Source organism: Streptosporangiales bacterium, from assembly GCA_009379955.1.
Lineage (GTDB): Bacteria > Actinomycetota > Actinomycetes > Streptosporangiales > WHST01 > WHST01.
On sequence record WHST01000020.1, the window covers coordinates 1 to 18,355 of the forward strand.

The window sequence follows — 18,355 nt, forward strand, 5'->3', positions numbered from 1 at the left end:
CCACGTGATCGTCGATCAACACGTACAGTGCGGTCAGGAGGGTGTTCAGATCTTTGCTCACACATCGAACATGAACACCCTCCCCCACATCCACGGCCACGACGCGCCCAGGCCCTTCAAGGAATCACTCATCTAGGGCGTGTCTCCAAACGACTGTCCGGGCTACGCACGCCGCTTGGAGACGCACCCTGGGCGTCAGACCCGGTCGTCGGTCCAGGTGCCGGCCACCGCACGCACCTGCTCGGGGTTCTCGAACCTCTTGTCGAGCATGCTCGCGTACCACTCACTCTCGCCCATCGACTCGGCGGCGGCCAAGCTCGGCAGCAGGGTGGTCATGCCCGTGCCCTCGTCGAACTGAGCCTTCTTGCGCCAGAGGATCTCGTCCGGGAGCAGGTCGGAGGCGACCGCGCGCAGGATCCACTTCTCGACCGGCTCGCCGTCGGGAGCGAGCTGCTTCAGCCGGGGGTGGATCTCCATCGCCTCGGCGATGACGGCCTTGTCGAGGAACGGGACACGCGCCTCGACGCCGTGCGACATCGACATCCGGTCGACGCGCTGCAGGTTGATGTTGTGCATCGACTGCAGCGAGCGGCGCAGCTCGGCGTGCAGCTTCTCGTCGGGGTCGTACGAGCCGTGGTAGGCGTAGCCGGCGAACAGCTCGTCGGCGCCCTCACCGGTGAGCACGACGGTGACGTGCTCGGACGCGAACGCCATGACCTGCCAGGTCATGACAGCCGATCTGACGCTGTTGATGTCGGCGTTCTCGAGGTGCCAGATCACGTCGGGCATCGTGCCGACGACGTCGTCGGGGTCGACGACGAGCTCGTGGTGGATCGTGCCGAGGTGGTCGGCGACGACGCGTGCCGCGCGCAGGTCCTCGGTGCCCGGCAACCCGACCGCGAAGGTGTGGAGCTCATCGACGTGCGGCCGGGCGAGCGCGCAGACCAACGAGCTGTCGAGCCCGCCGGAGAGCAGTGCGCCGAGGGGCACGTCGCTGCGCAGCCGCTTCACCACCGCGGCCTCGAGCACCTCGCGTAAGTCGCGGACGACCTGCGCGGTGGGACGGTCGACGGGATCGGTGTCGGGCACGTCGTAGTAGCGCATCAGGCCACGATCGCTGTCGTAGACGTGACCCGGGGGGAACTCGGTGATCTCGTCCGCGACGCCGTCGAACGCCTTGACCTCGCTGCTGAACCCCTCGACGTCGCCGATGCGCACGCGGTAGAGCGGCTTCTTGCCGAGCGGGTCGCGCGCCGCGATGACGCGGTTGTTCGCGACGTAGACGAACGCGAACATGCCGTCGAGCCTGGCCGGCGCGCCGGCACCCCAGCGACGTACGGCATGCAGGATCGACTCGCTGTCGGACCCCGTGTCGTAACGGTGCTCGCCGAGCTGGCCGCGCAGCGCCGTGTCGTTGTAGATCATGCCGTTGGCCACGAGCGCGTCACCGGACGGGCTGACGAGCGGCTGATGGCCGTGCGCCGGGTCGATGATGGCGAGCCTGCGGTGACCGACGAGGTTGTGGTCGGCTACGCGGTGCGTGCCGACGCCGTCAGGACCCCGATGCGATAAGCGGTCGAGCGCGTCGTCGAGCAAATCAGGAAGATCGTCGAGCGACTCGGGGTCGGTGGAATGGACTGGGAGTAGGGCAGCAAGCCCACACACGTGCGAACACGTCCTTCAACACCATCGCGAACAGAACGGGCCCCATCGTACCTGGTCGCCGAACGGGGTGTTGCAGTGCGTGAACGAACCGTTGTCGTCAACACAACGGCGCAGGTGCCTCGCCCGAGGACGACAGGTGGTAGTGGCGCAGACACGCCTGCGCGAGCCGCTCCCCGTCACCGGACTCCGCCGCAGCCACGAGTTCGAGATGTCGCTGCGCCTGCACGCTTCCCGAGCCCGTGCCGCGCCGCGTCAACGTCACCAGCAACGGGCCGAGCAGTGGCTCCTGGCTCCGCCACGCCTGGTGGAGCCACCGCTGGTCGGCCACCTCCATCAGAATGCCGTGGAACGCACGATCGAGCTCGATGAAGCGTTCGAGGTCGTCGGGGAAGCGCAGCGACGCCATGCGTCCCGCGGTCTCGCGCAGCCGGGCGGCCACGGCGGGGTCGAGGGGTGCGGCGAGGCGTCGCGCCGCATGGGCCTCGAGCAGACCGAGCACCTCGCAGATCTCTGCGGCGTCGCGGTCGCCGAAGGCGCGCACCCGGTGGCCCCGATGCGGGACCACCTCGACCAGGCCGCTCGCCGCCAACCGTTGCAGGGCCTCACGGATCGTGCTCCGGCCGACCTGCAGCTCGGCGGCGAGTCGCACCTCGACGAGGTGCTCCCCCGCCGGCAGCGAACCCTTCATGATGGCCAGCCGCAGCTGGCTCGCCACCTGGTCGACGAGCGTGCGCGACGCCGGCGGGACCAGGACCTCCCGTGACACCCGTCCCCTGTCTGACACCCGGGCCTCCTCGTCCGGCGAAGTCTTGACAGTACGCCACGCGAGGAGGATTGTCAGACATCCCGACAACCGAGGGGAAACCATGGCCTCGACCGGAGCCCGTCAGGGCAGTCGTGGAGCGATCTTCGCCGGCTCGTTCGGCAACATGGTCGAGTGGTACGACTGGGGCATCTTCGGACTGCTCGCGCCGGTCTTCGCCACGCAGTTCTTCCCCGCCTCCGACCCCACGGCGGCCCTGCTCTCCACCCTGCTGACCTTCGCGCTCGGCTTCCTCGTCCGGCCGTTCGGCGGGATCCTGCTCTCCCCCATCGCCGACCGCGTCGGGCGCCGGACGATGCTCGCGGTCACGGTGCTGCTGATGGGCGGCGGCAGCATCCTGATCGCGGTGACGCCGACCTACGAGACGATCGGCATCGCCGCACCGGCGATCCTGCTCCTCGCCCGCTGCCTGCAGGGGCTGTCCGCGGGCGCCGAGTTCGGCACCAGCTCGGCGTTCATCGTCGAGCACGCCCGCCCCGACCGCCGCGGCCTCGTGGGCTCCATGCAGCTGGTGAGCATCGGCCTCGGCACGCTGCTCGGCAGCGGCACGTCGTCGATCATCAGCCAGTGGTTCACCGGTGACGCCGCCGCGTGGGGATGGCGGCTCGCGTTCGGCCTCGGCGGCCTGCTCGCCCTGGCCGGCCTGATCCTGCGCCTCGCGGTCGACGAGACGCCCGCCTTCGAGGCCGTCAAGGACGAGGGCAAGGTCGTGCGACGGCCGCTGCGGCAGGCGATCAGGGAGCACCCGCGTGCGCTGCTGCGCATCATCGGGATGAGTGTCGGCGGCACCGTCTGCTTCTACCTGTGGACCGTCTACCTCCCGACGTTCGGGCACCTGACCGGCGGCCTGTCGCTGTCGACCACCCTCGCCGTCAACACCGCGTGTCTCGGCCTGTTCGTCATCCTGCTCCCCCTCGTCGGCTGGGCGTCCGACGTCTGGTTCGGGCGAAAGAAGCCGATGGCCGTCGAGGCGATCGGGTTCGTCGTGCTCGCCTTCCCGCTCTTCGCGCTCGCGAGCAGCGGCAGCCTGGCTGCGTACGTCGTCGCGAGCGTGATCGGCATCGTGCTGCTCACCGGTATCGAGGCGAACCTCGCCGCGGCGTTCTGCGAGCAGTTCCCGGCGAACCTGCGTGCCACCGGCATCGGTGTCCCCTACGCGATCGCGACCGCGCTGTTCGGCGGCACCGCACCGCTCATCACGACCGAGCTCGTCTCGCTCGACAAGGCGATCTGGATCGCGGCGTACGTCATCGTGCTGCAGGTCGTGTCCGCGGTCGTGTTCCTGCGCATGCCGGAGACGAGCGAGCGGCATGCCAAGGGGCCGACGGTCGCGACGGCGACGGCAACCGCGGCCGAGGGAGACGGCGCGTGAGGCCGGACGACGACGGCTTCACCGTCCGCACGTCGCGTGGTGCGCGACGGCTGCGACCCGGCGACGGTTACACGCTGCCGCACGAGCACGTGTCGTGCGACCTGCGCGCCCGGTGGCACGGCGAGGGCGAGGCGCAGGCGCTCGACCCGCCCGGCGTACGCGTCGGGCCTGACCTGCTCGACGAGATCCGCCACCGGCCGCAGGCCTCGGTCAGGGAGAACCTCGTGCTCTCCGACTGGTATCTCGCCGCGACCGAGCTGCGTCCGGTCGGGGAGACCGGCGGCCAGCTCGTCGTCGACCTGACCGTGGAGGGCCTCTTCCCGCAACCGAGACTCTCCACGCGGTCGGCCGAGCTCGCCGGGCTGCACGCGGTCGTCGCGGTCGGACGGTACCTGCCGGGCTCGTTGTCGCGGGACGAACGCGACGAGTCCGTCGAGTCGCTCACCGAACGCTGGGCGCGCCAGGTCGACGAGGGGGTCGACGGCTGCACGATCGGGGTGATCGGCGAGCTCGGTGTGGGTCATGACCTCGGCGACGTCGAGCGCCGCACCCTGCGCGCCGGGGGCGCGGTCGCCGCGCGCACCGGTCTCGCCGTCAACGTCCACATCGAGCCGGGCTCCCCGCACACGCACGAGGCACTCGACGTCCTCGCCGACGCCGGCGCCGACCTCGCCAGGGTCGCCGTCAGCCACGTCGACGCGACACCCGACCTCGCGTCCCTGACCGCGTTGCTCGACCGCGGTTGCTACGCCGAGTTCGACCTCTTCGGCCGCGCGCCGACGTTCCGGTTCGCCGGCCGCTACCTCTCCGACGACGAGACGCGCGCCGACGCGGTCGCCGAGCTGGTCCGGCGCGGTCACGCCGACAGGCTCCTGCTGTCGCAGGACATCTGTATGCGGACGGGGCTGCTGCGGTACGGCGGCCCCGGCTACGCCCACCTCGCCAGGCACGTGCTCCCCGCCCTCGCCGCGCGGATGGGCGACGAGGCCGTCCACCGCATGACCAGGGTCAACCCGCTCCGTCTGCTCGCAGTCGACTGAACGCTCCATTCCGACCTCCTGGGAGGACATCCGTGACGACGCACCACACCCTGACCATCGATGCGCTGCCCGGCGAGCCGCTGGCGGTGCCGTACGCCGAGATCAGGGGCGACCGCGCCGGTCCGCACCTCACCGTCGTGGCGGGTGTGCACGGCACGGAGTACACCTCGATCGCCGCGGTGCGCGAGCTCGTCGCGACGCTCGACCCGCGGACGCTCGCGGGGCGCGTGACCGCTGTCCCGGTCCTGAACCTGCCGGCGTTCTGGGCGCGTTCCCCGTTCGTCGTGCCCGTCGACGGCGAGAACCTCAACCGCTGCTTCCCCGGCGACCCGGACGGCGGCTACACCCAGGCGCTCGCCCACCACCTGTTCACGGCGTTCATGTCCGGCACCGACTACCTCCTCGACCTGCACGCGGGTGACCTGCCCGAGGCGCTGGAGCCGTTCACCATCTACGACGAGTCGCCCGTCGACGACGCCGCCCGCGGGCTCGCGCTCGCGTACGGCGTCGGCCATATCGTGCGGCAGAGCGCGGCGGCTCGTACGGTCGGCGGCAGCTCGTGCGCGGCCGCGGCCGACGCCGGTGTCCCCGCGATCATCGCCGAGGCGGGGCAGAACGGCATCCTCGACCGCGCCGCCGTCGAGATCCACCTCGCCGGGCTCGCGAACGTCCTCGGCCACCTCGGCATGACCGAGCACGCACCGACGGGCGTGCCCGTGCCCGAGGAGCACGCGGGTTGGGCCTGGCTGCGTACCCCGGACGCCGGCTGGTGGGAGCCGGCCGTCGGCGTCGGCCGGCAGGTCGAGAAGGGCGACCTGCTCGGCGTCGTCAGCGACGTCCTCGGCGACGGGCGGCACGAGGTGGTCGCGCCGGTCGCGGGCGTCCCGTTGTTCGTCACGTCCAGCCCGGCCGTCGTGGCCGACGGCCTGCTGCTCGGGCTGGCGAAGCGAGGAGGTGCCTGACATGGCATCGGGACCGAGGATCGCGGTCGTCGGGCTCGGCTCGATCGGCGCGATGACGTCGTGGCAGCTCGCGCGCCGCGGGGCAACGGTCACCGGGTTCGAGCAGTACAGCCCCGGCCACGACCGCGGCGCGCACGGCGGTGAGACCCGCATCTTCCGCACCGCGTACCTCGAGTCACCCGACTACGTGCCGTTGCTGCAGCGTGCACGTGCCCTGTGGCGCGAGCTCGAGGCGGAGACCGGCGCCGACCTGCTCCACCTCGGCGGCGTGCTCACCATCGGGTCGGGCGCGACGGCCGAGATGGGCAACATCAGGACGTCGGTCGAGTCGTACGGCCTCGACGTCGAGGAGCTGACACCCGCGGCGGCGCGCAGCCGCTACCCGCAGCACACGTTCGAGGACGACGACGCGGTGGTGCTCGACCGCGACGCGGGGCTGCTGCGTCCCGAGCTCGCGGTGCTCCACGCCGGACTGCGCGCCGAGACGCTCGGCGCCACCGTCCACAGGTACACGCGGGTGACGGCGGTCGAACCCGACGACCGCGGCGTGGTCGTACGCTCCGACGCCGGCGAGGAACGCTTCGACCACGCGGTGGTGTCGACGGGCCCGTGGGCCATGGAGCTGCTCGAACGCCTGGGCTACGCGGCCGGCACCATCCACGTCCGCCGGCCGGTGCAGGCGTGGTTCCCCGCCCGCGACCCGTCGCTGTTCCGCGCGGACCGCTGCCCCGTCTTCATCCGCCTGACGCCCCTGCACTGCTACGGTCTGCCCGCCACCGACGGGTCGGGGCTGAAGCTCGGCCTGTCCTACGAGGACAACCTCCCGGTCGACGACCCCCGCGCGCTCGATCGAACGGTCACTGTGGCGGAGCTCGAGAAGTTCAGGGACACCGCACGTCGCCTGCTGCCGCAGGTCTACCCGGACCCGACCCGCGTGAGCGCGTACATGGAGGGATACACCGCCGACCACCACGCGCTCGTCGGCCGGCTGCCGGGCAGCGACCGCGTCACCGTGCTCGCGGGGTTCTCCGGGCACGGCTTCAAGCTCGCCCCGGCGTTCGGCGAGCTGGGCGCCGACACCGCCCTGGGCGCGGCCGGCACCCCACCGATCCCCCAGCTCGACCCGGCTCGCCCCCTGGGACCGCCGCCGGGCGACTTCACCGTGCTCTAGCCGAACGCGCACCGCCTCGACGGGGTCAGGGGTGGAAGGCGTAGGCGGTAGTGTCGGTGAGGGGCTCGTAGCCGAGTCGCGCGTAGATCTTGTTCGAGGTCGGGTTGGCCAGGTCGGTGTTCAGGCAGACGTCGCATGCTCCCTGGTCGAGCAGCCGGCGGGTGACGTCGGCCACCAGGCCGCTGGCGTAGCCGCGGCCGCGGCGTTCCGGCGGCGTGTAGACCGGACCGACCCGCGCGACGCCGGCGACGAGCGGCGAGTGGCCGACGTACGAGACGACCTCCTCGCCGTCACCGGTGTCGTCGAGCCAGACGTACGCGCAGCCCGTCGCGATGCGTTGCGCGACGTCGCCCCGCGTCGACTCCTCGTCGGCGCCGTTCGCCGGATCGGACTCCTGCCGGAACGCCCACGACCAGGTGCCCAGCAGGGCCTGGTCGGCGACGGACGCGGGGCGGGCGCGGCCGGGCGTGCCGGTGGGCGACGTCAGCTCACCGAGAACGTGGAGGCGCACCGCCATCGTCACCTCGTACGACCGGTGACCGTCCGCGCACCACAGCTCGGCGAAGTCACGTGCGAGGTCGGCGGGACCGCTGACGCCGGGCAGGTCGTGCCCCGCGTCGGCCATGGCCGCGGCGACGAGGGCCACCGCCTCGGCAGGCATGGTCGTGAGGACGGCGACGTAGGGCGGGGTCCGTACCGCCACACCGACGACCGGGCCCGCCGCATCGCGCACGGCGACGTACGTGCTGGGCGCCGCGTCGACGACCTCGCCGGTGGCGCGCTTCACGACGATCGTCGACACCACGCTGTTCAGCACCGGGTCGGCGGTGAGGAACTCCGCCGTCGCGGCCCAGAACGCGGCTGGGTCGTCGGTCACGTCGCATCGCATGACGTGATACTGCCCGGCTCCCGGTGCCGACTCAACCGGGTTCCGCTGCGACTCTGGACCAGTGGACCACTTCGCCGCGGGAATGCCTCCGATGTCCCGCCGGTGCAACGTTCCGGACGGCGAGAGCCCTGAGCACTGGTCTACTTGGATCTGCCGAAGACCCTTCCCGGCCGGGCCGTACCGGTGTTGAGTTCTGGCATCCGCGATCGTGCGAGCCGGGTGGACCCCCGACACGGACTCCACTCGGCGATCCCCCCGGGAGCAGGCATGGGCCAGGCAATGGGCAGAGCGCACCGACGTCGACTGGTCGCCGTGGTGGCGGCCCTCGCGTGCACGGCCGGAGTCGCGGCGTGCGGCGGTGGCAGTGACGGTGGCTCCGACGGCGGCGACGTCACGCTGACGTTCTGGACCCACACGCACCCGCCGATGATCGAGCTGAACAAGACGCTCATCGCACAGTACGAGAAGGCGAACCCGAACGTCACGGTCGAGTACCAGACCATCCCGAACACCGAGTTCGGCACGAAGATGCTGACGGCGCTGTCCAACGGCACCGGGCCCGACGTCATCAACATGGACGACAACGCACTGCGCGGCGAGTACATCCCGAAGAACCTCCTCGCGCCCGTCGATCCCAAGGCGTTCGGCAAAGGCTCGGTCGAGGAGCTGGAGAAGGGCTACGCCGCGGGCGTCCTCGACGGCGCCAAGGACGCGAAAGGCACCCTCTACGGAGTGCCGAGCGAGCTGAACAGCACGGCCTTCGCCATCAACACCAAGCACTTCCGCGACGCCGGTCTCGACCCGAAGAAGCCGCCGAAGACGTGGGACGAGGTATCCGCGTACGGCAAGAAGCTCGTCGCCGCCGGGCACGGGCAGTCGTTCAACTTCAACTACATCCACTCCGGCTGGTACAGCCAGATGTACCAGACGCTGCTGAACCAGACGGGCGGCAGCATCGCGAACGGGTCGTGCGACAAGGCGACGGTCAACCAGCCGAAGTCCGTGGCGACGATGCAGATCTGGGCCGACCTCGCCCGCAACGACAAGATCGCCGACCCGCACAAGGCGAGCCGCGAGGCGACGGCGCCGTACCAGGACCTCGCCACCGGCAAGCAGTCGATGGCGATCGTCTACCCGTGGTCGATGCCGCAGATCGCGGACTCGAACCCCGATGTCTACAAGGACCTCAGCGTCGTGCCGCTCCCCCAGGTCGACGTCGCGAAGCCGGTGATCCGTTGGTACGGCTACGACTGGGCGGTGAACAAGGCGTCGGAGGAACAGGAGGCGGCCTGGAAGTTCATCGCGTTCCTCTCCACCAAGCACGACGCCTGGCTCAGCGATGTCGGGTTCATCCAGGGCCAGCAGGGCTGGACCGAGTCGAAGCCGGCCAAGGAGCTCGACGACTACGACACGTGGGCCAAGGCGTATACCAACGGCAAGTTCGACCAGGTGTGCCCGCACTGGAGCGAGGTCCAGGACGCGCTGAAGGCCGCCATCGACAAGGTCGTGTTCGACGGTGTCGCGCCCCAGCGGGCGCTCGACCAGGCGAACACCCAGATCCAGTCGTCCATCGAGTAGCCGGTGGCAGCGACCAGCAGTGCCGTGCCGCGCGGGCAGGCGGGGCCGAGACGCCGCCTCGACGCGAGACGTGACGCCGTCGGGGCGATCCTCGCCGTGCCCGCGCTGGTGCTGTTCCTCGCGTTCGCGATCTGGCCGGCGCTGCGCGTCTTCTATCTCAGCCTCTTCGACTACTCGCTGACGGCGCCCCCGGAGTGGGTGGGTGCGGGGAACTTCGAGTTCCTGCTCGGCAGCAGCGAGTTCCACCGCGTCATCCTCAACTCGCTGTTCTACGTCGCCGCGACGTACGTGCCGTCGGTCTGCCTCGCGCTCGGGCTCGCGCTCGTACTCAGGTCCCGCATGCCCGCTGCGGGCGCCGTCCGGCTGCTCTACTTCGTGCCCGTGGCGATGAGCTGGGTGGCGGTGTCGGTCATCTGGCGGCTCGTCCTGCAGCCCGACGGCCTGCTCAACCAGACCTTCGGCCTCGACCTCAACTGGCTGACGACCACCGCGACCGCCAAGTGGGGTCTGGTGCTGATGAGCGTATGGAAGGAGACCGGCTTCTTCCTCATCCTGTTCCTCGCCGGCCTCAGCGCGATCCCGGAGGACCTGTACGAGGCCGCGGTCGTCGACGGCTGCTCGGCATGGCAGCGGTTCGTCCACGTCACGCTGCCGATGCTCAAGCCGACGACCGCGATCTGCTCGATCATGGCGGTCATCCGCGGCTTCCAGGCGTTCAGCGCGCAGTACGTCATGACCGGAGGCGGCTTCGGCACCGAGGTCGTCAACCTGTACGTGTACAAGACCGCGTTCGAGAACGCTCGGATGGGACGCGCGTCCGCCGTCGCCGTCCTGATGTTCTTCCTGTTGCTGCTCCTCACCCTGCTGCAGCTGCGGCTCTTCCGCCGGGACGACCGATGATGCCGCGCTCGTCGCACCCCGCCGCGGTCACCGGGCGCGTGCTCGGCTGGCTCGTCGTCGCGGCCGGCGGCGTCATGTTCGCGGCCGTGCTCGTGTACGCCGTGCTGTCCGCGTTGAAGCCGGCGGGTCAGGTGCTGAGCGTGCCGCTGCGCTGGCTGCCCGACCCGTTCCAGTGGTCCAACATCCTGCTGCCGTTCACCGAGACGGCGTTCGCGCGGTTCTACCTCAACTCCGCGGTGGTCGGCGTCGCGGTCACCGCGCTCAACGTGTTCACCTGCACGCTCGCGGGCTACTCGTTCGCCAAGTACCGCTACCCGGGACGCAACGCGGCGTTCGTCGTCGTCCTCGCCACCGCGATGGTGCCTCTCGAGGTCATCTACGTCCCGCTGTACGCGCTCGTCTACGACCTCGGCTGGGTGAACAGCTTCGCCGGGCTGATCGTCCCCGCGGGCACCAGCGCGTTCGGCATCTTCTTGATGCGGCAGGCGATGACGCAGGTGCCCGACGAGCTGCTCGAGGCGGCGCGCATCGACGGCGCCGGCGAGCTCCGCACCCTGGTACGGATCGTCATGCCACTCGTCCGCGGCCCACTCGCCGCCCTGGCGCTGTTCATCTTCATGACGAACTGGGACTCGCACCTGTGGCCGCTGCTGGTCGGCTCGGACGAGGCGCACACCACGCTGCCGGTCGGGCTCTCGGCGATGCAGGCCAACAACCTCGGCGCCGCGGGCATCCCGATGATGATGGCCGCCGCGATCCTCGCCCTGCTGCCCACCCTGCTGCTGTTCCTCACCCTGCAGAAGCGGTTCGTGCAGGGCGTGGCCATGACGGCCGGGATCCGATGACGATCGTCGGCGTCGACGGCGGGCAGAGCACGCTGCGGCTCGCGGTCGCGGGCACCTCGCTCCACGCCGAGCGCGAGGGTTTCAGCTACTTCCATGGCGACCCCTACGGCGAGCAGCTCACCGCGATCACGCTGTGCTGGGAGGAGGTAGGCCGTCCGGCACCCACCGCGGTCGTCGCGCTCGGCCTCACCGGTGCGCCGAGCGACCCGACCAGGCGCGCCGACTTCGCACGAGCCGTCGCCGGCGTCCTCGGCGCCGCGGAGGTCAGGCTCTGCGCCGACATGGTCACCGCGCACCTCGGCGCGCTGCCCGACGGCCACGGCGTCGTGGTGGCGGCGGGCACCGGCGTCGCCTGCCTCGGCGTCGACGCGCGCAGCGGGGCACTGCAGCCGGTGGATGCGCGAGGACACCTGTTCGGCGACGACGGCAGCGCGTTCGCCGCAGGCAGGGCGGGGATCGCCGCGACCCTGCGCGCGCTCGACGGGCGCGGTCCCGCCACGGCGTTGTCCGAGGCGGCGGAACGCAGGTACGGCCCGCACCGGGCCATGACCCAGCGGCTCTACGCCTCCCTCACGGTCGTCGCGGAGACCGCCGCGTTCGCCGTCGACGTCGACGCGGCGGCGTCCGCGGGTGACGAGGTAGCGACCGCGATCATCGACGACGCCGCCGCCGACCTCGTCAGATCCGCCACGGCCGCGGCACGTGTCGTACCTGACGAGCCCGTGCCGGTCGCGGGCACGGGCCGCTGGTTCCGCGCACCCGCGCTGCACCAGGCGTTCGTCGAGCGGCTCGCCACCCGGCCGAGGCTGCAACTCGTCGAGCCCGCGGGCGACGCGCTCGCCGGTGCCTGCCGGCTCGCCGCCGCCGCGGACATCGGGCCCTACCTCCCGCTCGTCCACGTCCATCACGAAGGGGGTCGCGCCCGATGACGAGTCTTCCGTTCGCACGAGGCTCGCTGCTCGTGTCCTGCCAGGCCAAGCCGCCGAACCCGTTGCACGGGCCGGAGACGATGGCGCTGATGGCACGGGCGGCGGAGGCCGGCGGCGCTGCGGGCATCAGGGCGAACGGACCGGCGGACATCGCGGCGATCCGCGCCGTCACCGAGCTGCCGGTCATCGGCATCGACAAGCGGGGCGACCCGGGCGGTGTGTTCATCACCCCCACACCGGAGGCCGCGCTGGCCGTCGTCCACGCGGGCGCCGCCATGGTCGCGATCGACGGCACCGCCAGGGAGCGGCCGGACGGCGGCAGCCTGCGCGACCACGTCACGGCGATCCACGAGACCCTCGGCGTCCCGGTGATGGCCGACGTCGACACGATCGAGAACGGCGAGCGCGCCCGTACCGCCGGCGCGGACCTGGTGGCCTCGACGCTGTCCGGGTACACGGCGCAGCGCGCTGCCCCCGACGAACCGGACGTCGACCTGGTGGCCCTGCTCGCCGAGCGGCTCGACTGCCCCGTCGTGGCCGAGGGCCGCTACCGCACCCGCGCCGACGTCGCCGCCGCACTCGCCGCCGGCGCGTACGCCGTCGTGGTGGGCACGGCGGTGACGAACCCGATGGCCATCACCCGCCGCCTCGCCGGCGCCGCGGTGCCGCGGAACTGAGTCGTCGTGTCCGCGGGATCAGGGCTCGTTCTGCATGACCCTGGTGCCGTAGCGGGCCTGCAGGGCGTCGTTGCGGGCCTTGCCGTCCGGGACGTTCACCGACGTGAGCACCGGCACCTCGGCGCCGCGGGCCAGCAGGAGGCCGCTGGCCTCGGTGACGATCATCTGCGCGATGAGTGCCCCGGTGACGGTCGAGCTCGGCGTGATCGTCGCACCACCGGGCAGCTCGACCTCGGAGTCGCCGACGACGCCGCAGTTGTCGACGACCACGTCGGCGACCTCCATCAGCCGCGCGCCTGACGGGTGCGTCGACGTGATCGACGAGCTGTGGCGTACGGACGTGACCGCGATGACACCGTTGCCGTTCTCCCTGGCCAGCCGCGCGATCTCGACGGAGGTGGCGTTGCCCCCGGAGTTGGAGGCGATCAGGAAGACGTCGGCCGGGCTGATCTCGTGGAGCGCCCACAGTCGCTGCGCGAACTCGACGTTGCGCTCGGCCTCGGGGTTGACGATCTCGTCGGGCGTGGCCTTGCCGGCCATCACCAGCTGCTTGAGGGCGAGCTTGTTCGCGGCGACGAACCCGCCCGCCCGTCCCGCGATCTCCATGGCGAACGACTGCGAGTGTCCGGTGCCGAAGGCCTGGAGGACTCCGTCGGACGCCAGCGCGTCGGCGCACAGCCTCGCGGCGGCCGACACCGACTCCCGCTGCGTCGTGACCACGCGCTCGATCGCCTGCCGCATGATGCCGACGGCCGTGGTCTGGTCGGGGAAGTCAGTCATGTCACATCCTTCGTCTGGAGCGATTCCAACAGTCGGCCGCACTCGGCCAGGGCCGCCTCCGCGGCCCCTGGTCCGCACGGACTGATCAGCACCTCGTACTCGACCGAGGCGTACGCGTCTCGGGTGGGAAGGTACCCGAGATACCCGTTGGTGTAGCCGACGAGCACGGCGCCGCGACCGGCCCGCGCCCGCCAGCCGTCCGCGAGGTCGAGGAACGGCTCGCCGCCGAGCGCGGCGAGCCGCAGGTCACCGATCGACACCACGCCCGTCGCACACCGCGGGTCGCGCACCGACCGCGCGCGGTCGGCCAGCAGGGCGCCCTGCCACCGCGTGTACGCCGTGCGCCGCTGCGGCGATCCCTCGGGCAGCTCGCCGATCCGGCGTTCGAGCTCCGCCAACGGCTCCGGCGGCCCGGTGTCGGTGCGCGGCGCCACCGCTACCCGGCTCGACGCCGCGGCGACGGTACCGTCGCCGACGACCGCGTCGGGCGGTGCGTGCAGCAGCTCCGCGACCTGCGAGGCGACGAGGTCGCCGAGCCGACGCAGCTCCGCCGGCGTCTGCGCCCGGCGGTGCGGCCTGGTGCTCACGTCGCCCGCCGCGCCCGTCGCGACGACGCACCACGCCGCGCCGAGCGACGTGCCGAGTGCCCGGCGTACCGCACCGGGCAGGTCGGCACTCGTGGCGCGGTTGCCCGCGTCGAGCACCGTCGGGTGCACGGGCAGCACGACGACGAGGCCGCGCGTACGTTCCTGGTCACGTACCTCGATCACCGAGAACGGCACGGACCTGCGCGGCCGAGGACCGCTGCGCTGACCGGCCACGTCGGCCAGCTCGCCGTGCCGCACGACCAGCCGCGCGGGCGACTCCGCGCGCACCGCGTCCGACACGGCCGCGGCGACGGTGGTGGGGATCACCGTGTGCCACGGAGCCGGCGTGGGTCCGTCGCCCGGATGGCAACCGGTATCGGGGCCCGCGTGGGTGTGCGTGGCCGAGAGCCATACGGTCTCCGGCGAGCAGGACGGCACGGTGTCGACCACCGCCGCCCGCGTCGCGGCCGTCAGGTCGGCGGTGACGCAGGGCAGGTCGGCGACGGCCCACACGAACCTGCGCGTCCCCGCGCCGATCGTCACGACGCCGACCTCGAGCGGGTCGAGGGAACCGGCCGCGCCGCCCTCGCGGTCGGCGTACCCGCCCAGGCGCGTGCCGTCCGGCACGTCGAGCACCACCGTGGCGTGGCCGACCGCGATCGGTGCGGCGTCAGACGCCATGACGCACCTGGTGACGCGGCCCGAACTCCGGATGCAGCTCGACCGCCAGCCGGTACCGGTCACCGCGCGCCACCGACGTGCCCTGCTCGATGATCCGGCCCCTGCGGTCGTAGGTGACGACGGTGCTCTTCAGGCAGGGCTGGTCGAGCGGGATCTCCAGCAGCTCAGCGTCGGACGGGTCGGGCAGTACGGGCTCGACGGTGAGGCTGCCGGTGAGCACCTCGATGCCGTACCTGCGGCGCAGCAGCTCGTACCAGGAACCGCTCAGCTCGTCCTCGGCGAGCCCGGGCACGAGCTGACCGGGGATGCTGAGCGCCTCGACGCACATCGGAGTGCCGTCGACGAGACGCACCCGCGTCAGGCGCACGACGTCGTCGCCGACGGGGATGCGCAGCTGCCTCGCGACCTTCACCGTCGCGCGCACGTGGCGCAGCTCCACGACCCGGGAGCGGGTCGCCAGCCCACGCCGGCGCATGTCGGCGGAGAACGACAGCAGGCCGAGCGGTCGGGAGACCTTCGGCTGCGCGACGTACGTGCCGCTGCCGTGCCGCCGTTCGAGCAGGCCGTCGAGCACGAGCTCGTCGACGGCGCGGCGCAGCGTCATGCGCGCGACCGACCACTGCTCGGCGAGACCGCGCTCCCCCGGCAGTGCGCTGCCGACGGGAAGGCGCTCGACGAGGTCGAGCAGCCGCGCACGGATCTCGACGACCCGACTCGGTCGTTGCTTCGCCTCCACGCGCGCTCCCGGTCACCGTCACGTCAGGTACTCAGCCAACCAGCAAAGCGTCCCTCACGCGAGCCCCGGGACGCATCGGGAGCAGACCAGTCGAGCACTGTCACGGCGCCACTCCCCTGTGGGAGCACCGATCCCGCCCCCGATGACCGTCGAAGTGGTCCAACCGCGGAACCCGGCACCGCTGGGGACCCCAGCAGGTACTCCCGGCACCGCTGGGGACCCCGGCGGGTACTCCCGGCACCGTTGGGGACCCCGGCTGTGGCTCCCACCCCTGCCGGGGACCCCGGCGCACCTAGGGTGTGGCCATGCCACGCGTGGACGTCGTCGTCATCGGAGCGGGACACAACGGGCTCGTCGCGGCGACCCTGCTCGCCCGGGCCGGCCTGTCCGTCACCGTCGTCGAGGAACGCGACGTCGTGGGCGGCGCGGCCCGGACGGAGCGGCCGTTCGCGAAGGTCCCTCGGCTGCGGCAGTCGACCGGCGCGTACCTGCTCGGGCTGATGCCGCCGGAGCTGATCCGGCTGCTCGGCGTCGACCTGCCGGTCCTGCGCCGGGATCCGCACTACTTCGTGGCCACGACCGGATCGGCGCACCTCTCGATCGGCACCGACGCCGCGGCGGCGCGGCGGCAGATGGAGGAGTTCTTCTCCCCCGCCGACTGGGCCGCCGACCAGGCGCTGCAGGCCGAGCTCGCCGCCCTGCGGGACGACCTCGCGCCCGCCTGGCTCGCGGAGCCGCTCACCGTCGAGGACACCGCCGAGCGCCATATCCGGCCGGCGCTGCGCGAGACGTTCGTCGACCTGTGCCGCGGGTCGGCCACCGCGTACCTCGACAGGTTCGGGTTCGCCAGCGAGCTGCTGAAGGCGATGTACGTCGTCACCGACGCGCTCACGGGCGCGTACGCGGGTCCCGACTCACCCGGCACCGGCCACAACCTGCTGGTCCACAACATGTGCCGACTGCCCGGCTCCGACGGCACCTGGATGATCGTCCGCGGCGGGATGGGCACCGTGACCGGGCGGCTCGCCGACGCCGCGCGCGGGGCGGGCGCGGAGATCACGACAGGCACGGCCGTCGCGGGCGTCCGCACGTCGGGCGGCACCACGACCGGCGTGACGCTCGCCGACGGCACCGAGATCGACGCGGGCGTCGTCCTCGGGTGCTGCGACCCGTTCCGGCTGCACGGCCTGCTCGGCGACGCCGCGCCCGCGGACCTGACCGAGCGGCTCGACCGCATCCGCCGGCCGGGCAGCACCCTCAAGGTCAACCTCGCGCTGCGCGACCTCCCCCACCTGCGCTGCCTGCCGGACGGCGCGCCGAGCCCGTTCGGCGCGACGGTCCACCTGCTGCCCGAGGAGCGGCCGCTCGCCGCGCTGCGGCAGATGTGGGACGACGTCCGCGCCGGCCGACTGCCCGACGCCCCGCCGATCGAGTGGTACGTCCACACGACCGTCGACGACTCCCTCATGGACCCGGCCGGGCACCATTCGAGCGCCCTGTTCGTGCAGACCGTCCCCTACGCCCTGGCGGGCACGACCTGGGACGACGCGCTGCCGGGTTACGTAGACCGGCTGCTCGCCCTGTGCGACCGCTACGCCCCCGACACCAGCGCCCTCGTCGCCGACGTCTTCGCCCTGCCGCCGCCGCGGATCGAGTCGCACTTCGGCATCACCGGCGGCAACATCTTCCACGTCGACAACACGATCGCGTTCGCCGACCGGATGCCGTACGCGACCGGCGTCCCCGGCACGTACGCGGGGAGCGCCGGCTGCCACCCGGCCGGCTCGGTGATCGGCGCCGCGGGACACAACGCGGCCCAGCGCATCCTCCGCGACCTCGACCTGCCCGCGGCTGTCGGCAGGTGAGGTTCCTGCCTGACCTTCCCTCGAATGCCGTGAGGGCTACCGCCCTGGGCGGACGCGGATGACCGGAGGCGTCATCGACGAGGCGCGCCGGCGCGGGGGCGCAGAGCGAGGGCGAATCCGACGGCGGCGGCGATCGAGGTCAGGATCCGTGCGTGGTTCAACCAGACCCATTGGGTGTACAGGTCGTCCCACCGTGCCGACGCACCTGCCGTCGACGGGTCGAGCGCGTCGATCGACGCACTGATCGGGACGTTACCCGCAAACGTGATGACGACCGCGGCGAGCAGGAACGCGAATGCCGCGGCGAGGATCCACGGCGCGGACCCGTTCCTCCACCTCATGGCCGCCCGCACGATGAGCACGACGCACAGCGTGGCGGTGCCGTACATCAGCAGCATGAGGGGCGGGGTGACCGCGGTGCCGTTGAGGGCCCGCATGGCGGCGATCCCCTGCGCGGCCGGCAGCTCACGCACCGCCGGCATGACGACGAAGGAGAAGTCGAAGAACACTCCGGCGTTGACCCCTGCGGCGATCGCGGCCACCGCCGTCCACCACCGGTCCGGACCTCGCATCCGACTCTCCTTCTGGATCGGCATCCGACTGTCCCTCTGCATTGGCCCGGAGGGCTGGCCGAACCCGCTCACGATGAACACGTCCCGCCGGAGAGTCCCGGCGTCCAGCTACCTGTCGTTGTTGTCATGAGGACAGCAAACCGTCCGACTGCGGGACTTTCCATGGCCGAGAGGCGCAGAAACATGCGACATCGTCCAGGGTCGGGGCGTGGACGCCATGGCGGCCGTTCGCAGTCGCGGGGACGGGGGGCATCAGGTTAGGTAAGCCTAAGTTAGGCTGACC

Annotated in this window: 16 protein-coding genes and 1 pseudogene; 10 read left to right on the forward strand and 7 right to left on the reverse strand. The window is 71.7% G+C overall.

Going from position 1 to position 18,355, the window contains the following annotated elements:
• Window positions 1–195 precede the first annotated feature (195 nt).
• Window positions 196–1,596 carry an asparagine synthetase B gene (locus GEV10_08490; GenBank protein ID MQA78503.1) on the reverse strand — a complete coding sequence of 467 codons (1,401 nt, stop codon included), beginning with the start codon at window positions 1,594–1,596 and terminating at the stop codon, window positions 196–198.
• A gap of 166 nt (window positions 1,597–1,762) precedes the next feature.
• The gene (locus tag GEV10_08495) at window positions 1,763–2,533 is read right to left on the reverse strand and encodes an FCD domain-containing protein (protein ID MQA78504.1); all 771 of its coding nucleotides are present in this window, start codon (window positions 2,531–2,533) and stop codon (window positions 1,763–1,765) included.
• Here GEV10_08495 and GEV10_08500 point away from each other — a divergent pair.
• Genes GEV10_08500 through solA form a run of 4 tightly spaced genes read left to right on the forward strand, consistent with a single transcriptional unit; the run spans window position 2,352 to window position 7,033 of the window.
• Entirely contained in the window at window positions 2,352–3,860 is a 1,509-nt protein-coding gene (locus GEV10_08500; protein MQA78505.1) for an MFS transporter, read from the forward strand. The genes GEV10_08495 and GEV10_08500 overlap by 182 nt on opposite strands.
• Window positions 3,371–4,900: a hypothetical protein gene (locus GEV10_08505; protein ID MQA78506.1), complete on the forward strand. Its 1,530-nt coding sequence runs from the start codon at window positions 3,371–3,373 to the stop codon at window positions 4,898–4,900. Before GEV10_08500 ends, GEV10_08505 begins: the two co-directional genes overlap by 490 nt.
• Window positions 4,603–5,862 carry a succinylglutamate desuccinylase gene (locus GEV10_08510; protein ID MQA78507.1) on the forward strand — a complete coding sequence of 420 codons (1,260 nt, stop codon included), beginning with the start codon at window positions 4,603–4,605 and terminating at the stop codon, window positions 5,860–5,862. Before GEV10_08505 ends, GEV10_08510 begins: the two co-directional genes overlap by 298 nt.
• A gap of 1 nt (window position 5,863) precedes the next feature.
• Window positions 5,864–7,033, forward strand: coding sequence for an N-methyl-L-tryptophan oxidase (solA, locus tag GEV10_08515; GenBank protein ID MQA78508.1), 1,170 nt, complete (start codon window positions 5,864–5,866; stop codon window positions 7,031–7,033).
• Between the two features lie 25 nt (window positions 7,034–7,058).
• Here the strand turns inward: solA and GEV10_08520 are convergent, their stop codons facing one another.
• Window positions 7,059–7,910: a GNAT family N-acetyltransferase gene (locus GEV10_08520; GenBank protein MQA78509.1), complete on the reverse strand. Its 852-nt coding sequence runs from the start codon at window positions 7,908–7,910 to the stop codon at window positions 7,059–7,061.
• A gap of 279 nt (window positions 7,911–8,189) precedes the next feature.
• Here GEV10_08520 and GEV10_08525 point away from each other — a divergent pair, with 279 nt between their 5' ends.
• The 5 genes from GEV10_08525 to GEV10_08545 are packed head-to-tail and all read left to right on the forward strand — an operon-like array spanning window position 8,190 to window position 12,851.
• The gene (locus GEV10_08525) at window positions 8,190–9,500 is read left to right on the forward strand and encodes an extracellular solute-binding protein (GenBank protein ID MQA78510.1); all 1,311 of its coding nucleotides are present in this window, start codon (window positions 8,190–8,192) and stop codon (window positions 9,498–9,500) included.
• Between the two features lie 3 nt (window positions 9,501–9,503).
• Window positions 9,504–10,400, forward strand: coding sequence for an ABC transporter permease subunit (locus GEV10_08530; GenBank protein MQA78511.1), 897 nt, complete (start codon window positions 9,504–9,506; stop codon window positions 10,398–10,400).
• Window positions 10,397–11,245 (forward strand): ABC transporter permease subunit, encoded by an 849-nt coding sequence (locus GEV10_08535; GenBank protein MQA78512.1) that lies wholly within the window; start codon window positions 10,397–10,399, stop codon window positions 11,243–11,245. Before GEV10_08530 ends, GEV10_08535 begins: the two co-directional genes overlap by 4 nt.
• Window positions 11,242–12,174 carry a hypothetical protein gene (locus GEV10_08540; GenBank protein ID MQA78513.1) on the forward strand — a complete coding sequence of 311 codons (933 nt, stop codon included), beginning with the start codon at window positions 11,242–11,244 and terminating at the stop codon, window positions 12,172–12,174. The genes GEV10_08535 and GEV10_08540 overlap by 4 nt, the downstream gene beginning before the upstream one ends.
• On the forward strand, window positions 12,171–12,851 hold the full coding sequence (locus GEV10_08545) for a putative N-acetylmannosamine-6-phosphate 2-epimerase (GenBank protein ID MQA78514.1): 681 nt from the start codon (window positions 12,171–12,173) through the stop codon (window positions 12,849–12,851). The genes GEV10_08540 and GEV10_08545 overlap by 4 nt, the downstream gene beginning before the upstream one ends.
• An 18-nt stretch (window positions 12,852–12,869) precedes the next feature.
• On the opposite strand, the gene GEV10_08550 is transcribed toward GEV10_08545, so the two are convergent.
• The 3 genes and pseudogenes from GEV10_08550 to GEV10_08560 all read right to left on the reverse strand — a co-directional run bounded on the left by GEV10_08550 (window position 12,870) and on the right by GEV10_08560 (window position 15,560).
• Window positions 12,870–13,631 carry a sugar isomerase domain-containing protein gene (locus GEV10_08550; protein ID MQA78515.1) on the reverse strand — a complete coding sequence of 254 codons (762 nt, stop codon included), beginning with the start codon at window positions 13,629–13,631 and terminating at the stop codon, window positions 12,870–12,872.
• Window positions 13,628–14,899: a hypothetical protein gene (locus tag GEV10_08555; protein MQA78516.1), complete on the reverse strand. Its 1,272-nt coding sequence runs from the start codon at window positions 14,897–14,899 to the stop codon at window positions 13,628–13,630. The genes GEV10_08550 and GEV10_08555 overlap by 4 nt, the downstream gene beginning before the upstream one ends.
• Window positions 14,889–15,560, reverse strand: a pseudogene (locus GEV10_08560) (UTRA domain-containing protein). The gene GEV10_08555 and the pseudogene GEV10_08560 overlap by 11 nt, the downstream one beginning before the upstream one ends.
• A gap of 380 nt (window positions 15,561–15,940) precedes the next feature.
• Here GEV10_08560 and GEV10_08565 point away from each other — a divergent pair.
• The gene (locus GEV10_08565) at window positions 15,941–17,500 is read left to right on the forward strand and encodes an FAD-dependent oxidoreductase (GenBank protein ID MQA78517.1); all 1,560 of its coding nucleotides are present in this window, start codon (window positions 15,941–15,943) and stop codon (window positions 17,498–17,500) included.
• Window positions 17,501–17,571: 71 nt separating this feature from the next.
• Here the strand turns inward: GEV10_08565 and GEV10_08570 are convergent, their stop codons facing one another.
• Complete coding sequence (locus tag GEV10_08570; protein MQA78518.1) at window positions 17,572–18,114, reverse strand: DUF1772 domain-containing protein; 543 nt, start codon at window positions 18,112–18,114, stop codon at window positions 17,572–17,574.
• Window positions 18,115–18,355: the final 241 nt, after the last annotated feature.